At 52.7% G+C, this 13,458-nt stretch carries 8 protein-coding genes and 2 rRNA genes; 5 read left to right on the top strand and 5 right to left on the bottom strand.

Annotated elements, in window-relative coordinates; genetic code table 11:
* The first annotated feature begins 69 nt into the window (after window positions 1-69).
* From NG665_RS07200 to ptsP, 4 genes are all read left to right on the top strand, one after another.
* Window positions 70-3,162: ribosomal RNA gene (locus NG665_RS07200) — 23S ribosomal RNA — on the top strand.
* Window positions 3,163-3,253: 91 nt separating this feature from the next.
* Window positions 3,254-3,371, top strand: a 5S ribosomal RNA gene (gene rrf, locus NG665_RS07195).
* 417 nt (window positions 3,372-3,788) lie between these two features.
* Window positions 3,789-4,052, top strand: a complete 264-nt coding sequence (locus NG665_RS07190; protein ID WP_252673035.1) for an HPr family phosphocarrier protein — start codon at window positions 3,789-3,791, stop codon at window positions 4,050-4,052.
* A gap of 4 nt (window positions 4,053-4,056) precedes the next feature.
* Entirely contained in the window at window positions 4,057-5,757 is a 1,701-nt protein-coding gene (gene ptsP / locus NG665_RS07185; RefSeq protein ID WP_252673034.1) for a phosphoenolpyruvate--protein phosphotransferase, read from the top strand.
* A gap of 211 nt (window positions 5,758-5,968) precedes the next feature.
* On the opposite strand, the gene NG665_RS07180 is transcribed toward ptsP, so the two are convergent.
* Genes NG665_RS07180 through NG665_RS07170 form a run of 3 tightly spaced genes read right to left on the bottom strand, consistent with a single transcriptional unit; the run spans window position 5,969 to window position 9,930 of the window.
* Window positions 5,969-6,820 carry a PRD domain-containing protein gene (locus NG665_RS07180; protein ID WP_252673033.1) on the bottom strand — a complete coding sequence of 284 codons (852 nt, stop codon included), beginning with the start codon at window positions 6,818-6,820 and terminating at the stop codon, window positions 5,969-5,971.
* Window positions 6,821-6,828: 8 nt separating this feature from the next.
* Window positions 6,829-8,799 (bottom strand): glucose PTS transporter subunit IIA, encoded by a 1,971-nt coding sequence (locus NG665_RS07175; RefSeq protein ID WP_252673032.1) that lies wholly within the window; start codon window positions 8,797-8,799, stop codon window positions 6,829-6,831.
* 36 nt (window positions 8,800-8,835) lie between these two features.
* On the bottom strand, window positions 8,836-9,930 hold the full coding sequence (locus tag NG665_RS07170; protein ID WP_252674049.1) for an IS1249 family transposase: 1,095 nt from the start codon (window positions 9,928-9,930) through the stop codon (window positions 8,836-8,838).
* A gap of 465 nt (window positions 9,931-10,395) precedes the next feature.
* Between NG665_RS07170 and NG665_RS07165 the strand changes: the two genes are divergently transcribed.
* Window positions 10,396-11,616 (top strand): peptidase T, encoded by a 1,221-nt coding sequence (locus NG665_RS07165; RefSeq protein ID WP_252673031.1) that lies wholly within the window; start codon window positions 10,396-10,398, stop codon window positions 11,614-11,616.
* 80 nt (window positions 11,617-11,696) lie between these two features.
* On the opposite strand, the gene NG665_RS07160 is transcribed toward NG665_RS07165, so the two are convergent.
* On the bottom strand, window positions 11,697-12,095 hold the full coding sequence (locus tag NG665_RS07160) for a DUF4870 domain-containing protein (RefSeq protein ID WP_252673030.1): 399 nt from the start codon (window positions 12,093-12,095) through the stop codon (window positions 11,697-11,699).
* A gap of 101 nt (window positions 12,096-12,196) precedes the next feature.
* Window positions 12,197-13,456 carry an alpha/beta fold hydrolase gene (locus NG665_RS07155; RefSeq protein ID WP_252673029.1) on the bottom strand — a complete coding sequence of 420 codons (1,260 nt, stop codon included), beginning with the start codon at window positions 13,454-13,456 and terminating at the stop codon, window positions 12,197-12,199.
* Window positions 13,457-13,458 lie beyond the last annotated feature (2 nt).

The following is a 13,458-nucleotide window of genomic DNA, read 5'->3' as shown; positions in this document are numbered from 1 at the left end:
GGTGTTTGGGGGTGTGGTGTTGGTGTGGTGGTTGAGAATTGTATAGTGGACGCGAGCATCTTTGGTTTTTTGTAAGTGTTCAAGAGCGTTCGGTGGATGCCTTGGCATACGGAGCCGATGAAGGACGTTGTAGCCTGCGATAAGCCTCGGGGAGTTGGCAAACGAGCTGTGATCCGGGGGTGTCCGAATGGGGGAACCTGGCTAGAGTTATTTCTAGTTACCAGCATCTGAATGTATAGGGTGTTTGGGGGTAACGCGGGGAAGTGAAACATCTTAGTACCCGTAGGAAAAGATATTCTGTGAGTAGTGGCGAGCGAAAGCGGATGAGGCTAAACCATGTGCGTGTGATAGCTGTCGGGCGTTGCGTGTGTGGTGTTGTGGGGCCATGTTTGATCCCGCCGATGAGGGGTCGGATAGTGATAAATGCTGGTGTGTAGGCGAATCAGTTGGGAAGCTGGACCGTAGACGGTGAGAGTCCGGTAGTTGTAACATGTCAGTCTGTCTTATGTGGTGCCCGAGTAGCACGGGGCACGTGAAATCCCGTGTGAATCTGCACAGACCACTGTGTAAGCCTAAATACTTCGTGTGACCGATAGTGGATAGTACCGTGAGGGAATGGTGAAAAGTACCCCGGGAGGGGAGTGAAATAGTACCTGAAACCGGACGCTTACAATCCGTCAGAGCCTCCTTGGTAGGGGTGATGGCGTGCCTTTTGAAGAATGAGCCTGCGAGTTAGTGGCATGTAGCGAGGTTAACCCGTGTGGGGTAGTCGTAGCGAAAGCGAGTTTTAAAAAGCGAATTTTAGTTGCATGTTCTAGACCCGAAGCGGGGTGATCTACCCATGGGCAGGTTGAAGCACGTGTAAGAGCGTGTGGAGGACCGAACCCACTTCAGTTGAAAATGGAGGGGATGACCTGTGGGTAGGGGTGAAAGGCCAATCAAACTCCGTGATAGCTGGTTCTCCCCGAAATGCATTTAGGTGCAGCGTCGTGTGTTTCTTACTGGAGGTAGAGCGACTGGATGGCCGATGGCCCTTATCGGGGTACTGACGTCAGCCAAACTCCGAATGCTGGTAAGTGAGAGCACGGCAGTGAGACTGCGGGGGATAAGCTTCGTAGTCGAGAGGGAAACAGCCCAGACCATCGGTTAAGGCCCCTAAGCGTGTGCTAAGTGGGAAAGGATGTGGAGTTGCTGTGACAACCAGGAGGTTGGCTTAGAAGCAGCCATCCTTGAAAGAGTGCGTAATAGCTCACTGGTCAAGTGATTCTGCGCCGACAATGTAGCGGGGCTAAGCACACCGCCGAAACCGTGGCAATGAGACATTAGTGTTTTGTTGGGTAGGGGAGCGTCGTGCGTGAGGTGAAGCAGCACAGGTAACTGGTTGTGGATTTCGTACGAGTGAGAATGCAGGCATGAGTAGCGAATGACGGGTGAGAATCCCGTCCGCCGTATAACTAAGGGTTCCAGGGCCAGGTTCGTCCGCCCTGGGTTAGTCGGGTCCTAAGGCGAGGCCGACAGGCGTAGTCGATGGGTAACCAGTTGATATTCTGGTACCGGCGAAAGACCGTCAATGCTGAATCGTGTGATACTAACCATCCGATCTGCCATTGTCTTCCTTCGGGTTGATGGTGTGTGGGGAGCGTGGGGCCTGAGCATGTAGTAGGCAAGCGTGTTAACAGGGGTGACGCAGAGTGGTAGCTTCGCGTGGCTAATGGCTTGCCACGTTTAACAGTGCGGCCTGTTTCCTAGGTAAATCCGGGAAGCGTGAAGGGTGAGGCTGGATGATGACCCATTATTGTGGGGAAGTAGAGTGATCCTGTGCTGTCTAGAAAAGCCTCGACGTTAGGTTTTAGCCGCCCGTACCCGAAACCGACACAGGTAGTTGGGTAGAGTATACTAAGGCGAGCGAGTGAATCGTGGTTAAGGAACTCGGCAAAATGCCCCCGTAACTTCGGAAGAAGGGGGGCCTGATCCTTGAAGCCTTTTCTGGCTAGGGGTGATGGCCGCAGAAACCAGGGAGAAGCGACTGTTTATCAAAAACACAGGTCCGTGCGAACATGTAAGTGGATGTATACGGACTGACGCCTGCCCGGTGCTGGAAGGTTAAGAGGAACGGTTAGAACACGTTTGTGTTCGAAGCTGTGAATTTAAGCCCCAGTAAACGGCGGTGGTAACTATAACCATCCTAAGGTAGCGAAATTCCTTGTCGGGTAAGTTCCGACCTGCACGAATGGCGTAACGACTTCTCCGCTGTCTCAACCGCGAACTCGGTGAAATTGCATTACGAGTAAAGATGCTCGTTACGCGCAGCAGGACGGAAAGACCCCGGGACCTTTACTATAGCTTGGTATTGGTGTTCGGTACGGCTTGTGTAGGATAGGTGGGAGACTGTGAAGTTGCCACGCTAGTGGTGATGGAGTCATTGTTGAAATACCACTCTGGTCGTGCTGGATGTCTAACCTTGGACCATGATCTGGTTCAGGGACAGTGCCTGGTGGGTAGTTTAACTGGGGCGGTTGCCTCCTAAATGGTAACGGAGGCGCTCAAAGGTTCCCTCAGCCTGGTTGGCAATCAGGTGTTGAGTGTAAGTGTACAAGGGAGCTTGACTGTGAGACCGACAGGTCGAGCAGGTACGAAAGTAGGAACTAGTGATCCGGCGGTGGCTTGTGGAAGCGCCGTCGCTCAACGGATAAAAGGTACCCCGGGGATAACAGGCTGATCTTGCCCAAGAGTTCATATCGACGGCATGGTTTGGCACCTCGATGTCGGCTCGTCGCATCCTGGGGCTGGAGTAGGTCCCAAGGGTTGGGCTGTTCGCCCATTAAAGCGGCACGCGAGCTGGGTTCAGAACGTCGTGAGACAGTTCGGTCCCTATCCGCTGCGCGCGTAGGAAACTTGAAAAGGGCTGTCCCTAGTACGAGAGGACCGGGACGGACGAACCTCTGGTGTGCCAGTTGTACCGCCAGGTGCATGGCTGGTTAGCTACGTTCGGAAGGGATAACCGCTGAAAGCATCTAAGCGGGAAGCCTGCTTTAAGATAAGGTTTCCATAAACATTTAATGTTTTGAAGGCCCCCTATAGACCATGGGGTTGATAGGCCAGGCGTGGACAACAAGTAATTGTTGGAGCTGACTGGTACTAATGGCCAACCACTTAACAAAAGACACGATATTAACATGTTTCGCGTTCACTATACGATTCCCAACCCCCACACTAAAATACAGTGGTGGTGGTATTAAACTCCAAGATTTTTGACGGTGGTCATAGCGGTAGGGAAACGCCCGGCTCCATTCCGAACCCGGATAGCTAAGCCTACCAGCGCCGATGGTACTGCACTCGAGGGAGTGTGGGAGAGTAGGACACCGCCGTCAACACATTATTGACAAGGTAGGAGACACCACCCAGTAGGTTAAACTATTGTGGTTGTGTCTCCTACCATTTTCGTGTATATAGAATAAACCAGTAAACACCCGCACCCCTCCCAACCACAAACACACAATCACAAACCAAACAGACATACCAACATCAAGCTCACTATGTTGTGTGAACTATAGCGCTAACTTTTCCCTCAGCGAACGTTGATCTTATCTTCTTTCGGCATAGACCTAGATTATGTGTAGGGCAATGCGCTAAACTAGGGAGTGGATAAAGTCCACTAACAGGGTTGTTACTGAAAAGGCAAAACCTGAGAAATGCGTTCGCATATCTCAGGCTTTTTTATTTTTGGCAACAATCAAGAATGTTGAAGTCGTATGCGTAAAGCACCTTCAAAGAGGAAGGAATCACTCATGATCTCTCGAACAGTTACCGTAGCGTCCACCGTCGGACTCCACGCACGTCCGGCAGCTCTGCTTGCTGAAGCTGCCGAAGCCACCGGAGTAGAGTTCACCCTCACCCTCGATGGCGAAGAAGCAGACGCAGCATCGGTACTCGATATTATGTCTCTTGGTGCAGATCACGGTGACGAAGTCACCATCTCCACCGAAGACGACACCGCTACCGAGGCGCTAGACAAGCTTGCAGAACTGATCTCTACCGATCTGGACGCGTGATGTTATGGCGGTAGAGCATCGCGTACTACTTGGAATTGGCGTATCGGCTGGAACAGCCCACGGCGCAATCGCAGTCGTATCTCCGGCCCCAACAATTGACCCAAATGAGCCACGAACCACAGACGTAGACCAGGCGAGTGAAACGGTCGCACAGGCCCTCGAAACGGTTGCGAGCGAACTGCTGGACCGCGCCGAACACGCCTCGGAAAAAGCGCAAGAGATTTTAAGCGCCACCGCCAAAATGGCGCGCGATCGGGGTTTGAAGAAAGCAATCGTCAAAGAGCTCAAAAATGGTTCCGGTCTTACCCGAGCCATCTCTGATGCGATTCAAAAGTATGCCGATATGTTCATCGAACTTGGTGGATATATGGCAGAACGCGCCACCGATCTCTACGATGTACGAGATCGTGCGATTGCCGTCGTGCGTAACCTACCGATGCCCGGTATTCCGGAACTTGCGCAGCCCTCTATTATTGTTGCCCGCGATCTTGCTCCCGCTGAAACCGCGACGCTCGATCCTGAAAAAGCTCTCGGAATCGTTATCGCAGAAGGTGGCCCAACGAGCCACACAGCGATTTTGGCTGCACAGCTCGGTATTCCGGCAGCGGTGCGCGTTGGAAAAGTAGTCGAATATGCCACCCAAGCCCAAGAAGCTGGCGCTACTATGGCACTCGATGGTGGGGTTGGCGAAGTCATTATCGCACCTTCGCAAGACGACGTCGATCTGCTAACCGAACGTTCCGAACAACGTGAAAAGGCGTTAGCGGATTCTCACGGAGTTGGAATGACGTATGACGGTCATCGCGTTGCACTACTTGCCAATATCGGTACAGCTGATGATGCACAACGAGCAGCCCAAAAAGACCTTGAAGGTTCGGGGTTATTCCGTACCGAATTCCTGTTCCTGGGCCGTGAAGCAGCTCCGAGTGTTGAAGAGCAAACCGAAGTATACAAAACAGTATTTGAAGCGTTTGGAAAACGTCGGGTCACAGTACGCACCTTAGATGCCGGCGCTGATAAACCCCTGAAATTTGCAGACCTCGGCGAAGAAGAAAACCCGGCGCTTGGACGCCGCGGTGTTCGGCTGACCCGGATCCGTGAAGATCTTATGGACGCGCAACTCCAAGCACTAGCAGCTGCCTATAAGGCAACGGGTGCTGATGTACGCGTGATGGCTCCGATGATTGCCACAATGGAAGAAGCACAGTGGTTTGCCCAAAAAGCGCGAGCTGTTGGTTTGCCATCAGTGGGTATCATGATCGAAGTCCCTGCAGCTGCCATCAACTCCGCACAGTTACTTTCCGTAGTGGACTTTGCGTCGATTGGCACCAACGATCTCGCTCAATACACCATGGCTGCTGATCGTATGCAAGGCGAGCTTGCCAGCCTCCTTGACGTCTGGCAGCCAGCTGTGCTGCGCATGATTCGACTCGCATGCCAAGGTGGTACCGCCACTGGAAAGTATGTGGGAGTGTGTGGTGAAGCAGGCGGAGATCCACTCTTGGCCCTGGTTCTGACCGGACTAGGCGTCCAGTCGCTATCGATGGCACCGTCAAAGGTTGGGGCAGTACGTGCAGCACTCAAACTCCACGATCTGTCCACCTGCCAGCAAATGGCCGCATACGCGCTAGATGCTCCAACGGCAGCAGACGCACGTGCAGCAGTTGAAAAGCTGATCCATCCAGACGTGAAGTTCCTCCTGTAAGGAAGCAGAGCTTGGCGGAACATCGGCACGATGTCTGCCACGTATAGTGGAGCCAAACAGGGGAGAACTCAACCGAACAACTAATTATACTCAGCCGAAGTCAAATATCGGGCAGGCTGAGAAACAACGTAGAGGATGGGAGACTGAACTTTCAGTCTCCCATCCTCTAGTTCAATCTCGAGCAGATATAACTCGGCAAATATACACTTGTTTAGTCTTGAACGGACGTAACTCGGGAAATATGCATCGCCAAGTAGGCGATTTCGTTGTCGTTGAGCTCGGTGCCTAAACGTAGCGAAATGAGTTGATTAATATTTTCGGCGCACGCATATTCGGCTACCAGTGAGCTTCGGATGGCGGCAGCAATACTAGAAATCTCATCGGTGAGTTGTTTGCCTTGGAAGATACGGACGAATAGGTAGCGCATGTGCGTGATTAGGCGAGCAGTGTTGACACTCGTTTGGTCAAGGCGAACTCCAAATGTTGCCCCGATAACATCGATAACCTGCTGGATAAGACCAGTCATTGTGTACGTGTGTGCCAGATTACCGCCGGCAAACCCGGCATTGACAAGATGTAGTGCCACAGCGATACTCTCATGCGCAGGCAACGGCGGATGATCGTTGGCAGTAAGTAGCGTATTTAATGACTTTAAGAACATGCCAGCTTGAACGTATTCGGCATGGTAGAGATGTTCGACTTCCGCCTGGAGCGGGTATTGTAGCGTTTCACCAGTTTTGATTCGGCGCAACGCCAACTCGATGTGGTCGCATAACGCTATATAGAGTGTGGGGCTCGAGAGCTGTTCGTCAGAAAAGTGTGCATCAACCATCGCTCGGTGTACGAGATCGCGGACGTTGTCGCTCAATTGAGCGATCAGAGCTCCTAGATGGTCTGGATCGCGACCATCTAGTGGGACAAAAACGCGCACGATTAACTCAGGATTGAGAGCTTGCCCTACCCGGGCTTTAAAGCCGACGCCCCGGCCCGTCACGATGACCTCACGGCCAGAGTCTTGACGGGCCAAGACGACGTTGTTATTAAAGATTCGAAGAATCTCCATGGGTGTCCTTAACGTTGGGTGGTTACACCTGGCGTAAGTACGGTTGCATGTTCTGCCAGTACTGGTGTTACTGCCGCAAAGGAACGCGTATTAGTGACCGTGACGATCACGGTGGTGGCATATCCTGCTGCGGCAACTTTCTTAAAGTCTACCGCGACCAGCGGGTGTCCGGCTGTGATCTGCTCGCCCTTAGCAACTTTGACATCGAACCCGTCACCTTTGAGATTGACGGTATCAATGCCGACGTGAACGAGAACTTCCGTGCCGTCAGCCGATTTGATTCCGAAAGCATGTCCAGACTTTGTCACACTGGACACGGTTCCAGTGATAGGGGCGACGACGGTGGCGTTACCAGTTTCATCAACTTCTGGGACGACGGCGAAACCTTCACCCAGAGCGCGTGAGGCGAATACTTGATCACCGGCGTCGTCTAGGGAGATGACTTTTCCTGCGATGGGAACACCTACGGTGTTATCGGGAAGAGTGACGGTGTGCTTGCGAATGTAGGAAGGACGTTCCTCGCGTGGACGGTAATCGAGGACGATAACAGCCAACATCGAGGTTGTGAATGCTACCGCGATTGCGATCAAGTAAACCCAAGCCGGATCGAAGACGGAGATAGTGAGCAATGAGGTAAAGACGAAGGCGTCTGTGGTCACCCCGCCAAATGGCAAGCTCAATACTGCGATAGTAAGGCCGCCAGCTAAACAGCCAGCCAATAGCCGCGAGTAGGCGAGCTTGAAGCGTAAGTGAATACCGTAAAGTGAGGGTTCGGAGATGCCGCCGAAGAGGCCGGCTGCGAGTGCACCAGAAGCGGTTTGGCGCATGACGTTGTCCTTATCGCGGATTGCCAAGTAGAGCACGCCTGCGGTGGTGCCGAAACACGCGAAGTTCCATGCACCCATTGGGCCTTGAATGAAGTCATAGCCTAAGGTTTGGATATTGACGAGCATCATGGCGTTCAGTGGCCAGTGCAAACCGAGTGGCACGAGGAATGGGTAGATGAGTGGGATTGCGATTGCGAAGATGAATGGAGCAGTGGTGTTCATCCATGCCAAGCCGAAACCGAGACCGTTACCGATCCAGATGCCCAATGGGCCGATGAGGAAAGCAGTAAGCGGAATGAGGACGATCATGGAGATGAATGGAATGAAAACCATCTGGACGTTGCTGGGGATGATCTTCTTCAAGTTGCGGTAGACCAATGCGAGTACGGGCACCATCATCAATGGCACGAAAACGTTACCGGAATAATCTGGCAAGGTCAGTGGCAAACCGAAAACGTCAATCGAACAGGTAGTTTGTTTAATTGCCTCGTTTTCCACGCATTGTAGAGTGGTGTAAAGCTCTGAGTTGGACAGTTTGAGGAAGTCGGGGGTCAAGAATGCAGCCATGATGGTTGCCCCGAGCCACGGATCAACTAAGAGTTTCTTAGAGGCGTTAAATGCCACCATGATGGGCAGGAAGTAGAATACTGAATGCCACATGGAATCGACGAACACCCACCCGGGAGCCTTATCGGCAGCGCGGAAGTCGACGACGCCGAGCGCGTCAAGAACAGCAGCGAAGGCGATGATCAGCGATGCTCCCAAGAGCACGCCAAGAATAGGGCGGAAAGAATCAGAAAGGTATTCGAAGAAGGTATCGAGCCATGCTGACTTGCCGCGCGCTTTGGAACGAGCTGCCGCCTTGATATCTTCATCAGATTCGCCTGCTTTGGCGCGATTAGCCATCTGCGGTAGCGCATTGATTGCGCTATACATCGATTCAACTGCGCCGCCCACGATCACCTGATAGCGATCACCTGATTGTGCCATTGTGCCAAGGACTTCAGGAATCTGTTCCAGATCTGCTGCCTTGACCAGATCGGCGTCGTTGAGTTCGAAGCGTAGCCGCGTCGCGCAGTGGGTGAGAGATCGTATATTCTCTGGTCCGCCGACGGCGTCGATAATACCGTTGGCGCTCTTGTTTGTAGACATCCTTGGGGTTATAGGACAAAAGTTATTGATTTTGGGTTAGTAGTCGTTGCGGTAGGGTGTGTGGGTGTGGAGTTCGTTCCAGTCAAGGCCGTTGCCCCAGCGATGGTTGTTGTGGTCGGCTCGGTGTCGGGCTGCGGCTTGCTGGTAAGCGCGCATGATGTCCGTGTTGGTGGGCATGATACGCAGGATTTCGGCTGGGTTGGCAGGGTTCTCGGTGTGTAGGTAGCACCACCATGACACTGCACGGATCCGGTGATCGATACTCATACCCCGATGACGGCGCAGCAGTTCACGTAAAGGCGAGTTGATACCTCCCTCGATCTGGTTATTCATCGCTGGTAGAGAACCGATTATTTCTCCGTCATCGTAAAGATCGGGATTGAGAAACGTGAACAAATGGCCACTATCGACCAGCCTAGACAGACTATTGCCAGCCTTGACGAGCCGCTCGTGTTTATCGACTAGTTTTCCTTTCTCGTTACGGGTTTTCTCGGCCAGGAACCCAGCCCAACGGTGACGCCAAGCATAGAAGCTATCGATCCATGCGTGCGCGTGTGCGGGAGTTTTCACATGCAATAGATCAACACCGATCCGGTAGAGCTGTCTGCCACATTCAGTTCGTGAGCGTGTGGTCGTGTAGCGTTTGACCTGTTGATAGGCGTGGAACGTGCAGCGTTGGACACGCGTGGAGGGCCACAATCGTGCCCGAGCTGTTGTGAAACCTGTGCCCCCGTCAGCCACGACCATACCGGGTGGTGGGATTTTCGCGAGCAGGTCCAGCCAGGCTTGGGTCGATTCACGTCTGGCCACATGCCAGGCAATCACATATTCGGGGCTGCAGGCGATCAGAATGACAGCATCGCGGCCTAAATGGATACCATCAACATGGATCACGCGGTGGTCTTGCCCATCGGGTTCGCATATCGGCCAGATCTCCCACAACACAGCGCTCCTGCGTCGGAAGGTCCGGCCCTGTCCAGGAAGTTCTCGCTGCGTGGTTTTCCCAGTCAGAACGTCTAAGAACGCGCGCAAATCCCGCGAAGTGACGTCGTTATGCCAACGCGAGGTTACCTTGCATGAGCAGCAGATCCAGCGTTGGTGGCCGCATTTGTCTTTACCGTTTTTGACCATGCCTTCACCACAAGTAGGGCAGTGTTTCTTGTTCGATCTCATACCCACTAGTATGCAACCGACTTTCACCACAATTTTTCCCTGCTATCACGCGGATAACTGGCAACAAAATCAATAACTATTGTCCAACCAAAAACTCGAGTCGAAACGAGTTTCTTTCCAGAAAACCCCACCCTAGCAACGAAAAACAGCAAAACCATCAATAACAATTGTCCGCTAGCCCCATCCTTGTCCTTACTGCTTGTGCTGAAAACAAAAAAGACCCAAGAGCGCGCTAGAGCGTCTCTTGAGTCTTGCCTATGAAAGTTGCAACCTCTATAGGTTTCTTATCCTACGAACAATACACGGCATGCGTCAAGTATTTTTCCAAAACTGCTGCCGATAGTCATAGCCGAGGCTGGTTCAAGCCGTACAATAGAGACCAAGTAACAAAACGAAGTCTCAACGAGAAAATACGGCAGAGCAATGCACACAACGAGTCTAACCCAAGAGCTGGTGGAACGATTTTTCCGCTACGTAGCGATCAGCAGTCAATCCGATGCCTCCAATCCGGTTGTTCCCACCAGTCCCGGTCAGCGCGTTCTAGCCGAGTTACTCGCCGATGAATTACGTCAAATCGGTGCGATCGACGTCGTTCTCGATGACTACGCGTGCCTCACAGCGCGGTTTCCCGGAACGCTGCCCGGCCCGGCATTGGGGTTTTGTGCCCATTTAGATACCGTCGACGTCGGTTTGAGTCCAGATATTTACCCACAGCTTGTCCGCTTTTCTGGGCAGCGAATCGAACTAGGTCACGGCCAGGTCCTAGACCCGCGCCAGTATCCTGTTCTTGAAGACTATCTAGGAGAGGACATCATCTGCACCGATGGTTCGTCGGTGCTGGGCAGTGATGACAAGGCAGCATTGGCTTCGATCATGACGGCGCTCTCTCACCTGGGCGAGGTCGAACACCGCGATATTGTCCTCGCTTTTGTCCCGGATGAAGAAATTGGGTTACGCGGAGCTAAGGCACTTGATTTGACGCGTTTCGCGGTAGCTGGCGCCTATACAGTTGATTGCGAGGGGCAATCAACAATAGCCTACGAGACGTTTAATGCCGGTCAAGCAATCGTCGAGATTGCTGGGGTGACTGCTCATCCGATGTCGGCCAAAGGAGTGTTGGTTAATCCTAACCTAGTTGCCCACGATCTGATCTCGTGTTTCGATCGCAACCAGACTCCCGAATGTACTGCAGGACGCGAGGGATATATTTGGGTCCAAGGTATCGACGGTAACCAGGCTCGAACGATCGTTACACTCAATATCCGTGACCACGATAAGGCCAGATATGAAGAACGCAAAACCGAGATTCTGCGGGCGGTAGCGGAGATCGAGAAGCGTCATCCGCGGGCGCAGATTTCGTGTCAGATCGACGATGTGTATGCGAACATAGCTGACGCGCTAAAGCCAGAAAATCAGTGGGTAGTCCAGGATTTGCAGGCTGCTGTGCTCACCACTGGGCGCCCGGCGCGTCCACTGGTTATGCGCGGTGGCACAGATGGGTCATACTTATCAACTCAAGGAATCCCGACCCCGAATATTTTCACCGGGGGTTTCAACTTCCATTCAGTGCATGAATTCTTGCCAGTTTCAGAGTTTTATCGTTCGTATCGCACTATTTGGGCGCTAATGACGCGCCAGTTCTAGCCGCCACCTAGCCCCAGATAGGCAATAGTAGTTTTAGTACGTGGGTTTAGGTGAGCTATCAGCCAAAACCCACGTACTCACTAGCTAAGGATAGGAATCTGGAACGGGTAGGAGTATTGCTCGCCGCGGTTAGTTGCCCCGAATGCTTTGAGGTGCTGCCAAATTGTGAGTACGAAACTGGCAAATACCAGCGGCAGGCCGATAGGCGCCAAAATAATAGTTATAGTTAGCGCCCACCCGACGATATTCATTATCCACATGCCGGCATTGAAATTGAACGATTGCGCAGCAGCTTGACGCACGAACGGGCTCGAGTCCTTCTTCATCGCCCAAATAACAAGCGGGCCGAGGAAAGATAGCGAGGTTGCAGAGACAATCATGGCAATAATCGCAGAAAGATGAGCGATTTTTGCCCAGGTGCGTTCATCTTCGGTAACCGATTCGATAATGCGACCATTACGATAAAAAGATTCAGTCATATCTCCATTATTCCCTTAAAAGCCGGCGAACGTGAGTATTTTTCCTCTCAGCAGAGCCGAGCTTGCGTAGCACAAAGAAGAAAACCTGCAATCAGCGCTGTCTAGCGGTAGCGAACGTCGTCAGCGAGCTCATACATGTGTTCAAAAATGGCGCCACCCATCGCACCCAACCCATTGTGTTCATGGGAATTGGTAACGATCTCACGCACGCCCGGCATAAGATCGGCAGTTGCCATAGACAGTTCAAACGGTACGAAAGCATCACGGAGATAAATCGTTGCAGCTCCACGTACCCCCGAGGATTGTAAAACATCGGGTTTGAACAAGGCCGGCCACTGCCAGTTTGCCAGTTCGTGTGCAACCTCAGCCCACGGCTGCCAAGCCGGAACGGTCGAACACCAATCCTCAAACACGTGTTCACCGGTAAACAAGGTGACATCATCACTAAAATCTGCAGGCATAACACGCTGTGCCGACCATTGCGTAGACACGCCGTTAGCTCCGCATGCCTCGTGGAGCAGGAAGTAGAGCGGGTTACGTGCACTAAAAGGCAACTGGGCTGCCAGATCGTGACTAAAGGTTGCCGAACGCGGATCCCATTCCAGCAGATTATGAATAGCGAGCCAGCCGTTGTCTCGCCCCAAGTCCATGCCGATCGAGCGCAATCGCGAAGGGGAGACGACTTCGCCGTCGGGCAAAACGATCTCTCCGGCTGCCGCCAACTCAACCGCGGAACGCATCCGGTCACGATCGTGGGGAAAACGCGAATAGTAATTTTCCGATAGCCAACGCATCTTATTAAACGTAGCGCGGTAAAACTCATCGACGTGCCCAGTTACTGGCGGCAAACCGCCGGTGAAGAAGACGCGATTAAGGGAGTGCGGATAACGGGAAATATAGCAAACTGCACTAAATCCACCAAAACTTTGCCCCAAGAGATTCCACTGATGGCCACTGGCACCGAGATGTTCGCGGAGAATTTCAGCGTCTTCAACTATTGCGTCAGCGCGAAAATAGCTAAGATATTGTGCAGTCTCGCTGGGTGTGCCAGTTGAAAGGAGAGTGGAATCAACCGGCGTGGAGCGCCCAGTACCACGCTGATCGAGCATCACAACCCGATAGTGTTTCAGTGCGCTACCTAGCCAGCTAGGAGACAGCGGGTTGAGTGCTACACGTGGTGCTTCAAAGCCTGGACCGCCCTGTAAATAAACTAAAAATGGTAAGTCTTCCCCGCCAGCAGGAGTGATAACGCGAGCGAAGATCTCGATTGTGCGAGCGTCGGCGTCGTCGTGATGAACTAGCGGAACCGTCAAAGTGTGATCATCGAGGCGTAAACCTTGCAGCGTAGTTGTTTCCATCATCC

Source organism: Arcanobacterium pinnipediorum (genome assembly GCF_023973165.1).
Classification (GTDB): Bacteria; Actinomycetota; Actinomycetes; order Actinomycetales; family Actinomycetaceae; genus Arcanobacterium; species Arcanobacterium pinnipediorum.
The sequence above is the reverse complement of the archived record's forward strand: the minus strand, read 5'-3'. Positions and strand labels throughout refer to the sequence as shown.

Bases quoted from the DNA above. Each gene is read 5' to 3' on its own strand.
- NG665_RS07160 (WP_252673030.1), bottom strand. From the start codon at position 12,095: ATGACTGAATCTTTTTATCGTAATGGTCGCATTATCGAATCGGTTACC.
- NG665_RS07170 (WP_252674049.1), bottom strand. From the start codon at position 9,930: ATGGTCAAAAACGGTAAAGACAAATGCGGCCACCAACGCTGGATCTGC.
- NG665_RS07190 (WP_252673035.1), top strand. From the start codon at position 3,789: ATGATCTCTCGAACAGTTACCGTAGCGTCCACCGTCGGACTCCACGCA.
- NG665_RS07155 (WP_252673029.1), bottom strand. From the start codon at position 13,456: ATGATGGAAACAACTACGCTGCAAGGTTTACGCCTCGATGATCACACT.
- ptsP (WP_252673034.1), top strand. From the start codon at position 4,057: ATGGCGGTAGAGCATCGCGTACTACTTGGAATTGGCGTATCGGCTGGA.
- NG665_RS07180 (WP_252673033.1), bottom strand. From the start codon at position 6,820: ATGGAGATTCTTCGAATCTTTAATAACAACGTCGTCTTGGCCCGTCAA.
- NG665_RS07165 (WP_252673031.1), top strand. From the start codon at position 10,396: ATGCACACAACGAGTCTAACCCAAGAGCTGGTGGAACGATTTTTCCGC.
- NG665_RS07175 (WP_252673032.1), bottom strand. From the start codon at position 8,799: ATGTCTACAAACAAGAGCGCCAACGGTATTATCGACGCCGTCGGCGGA.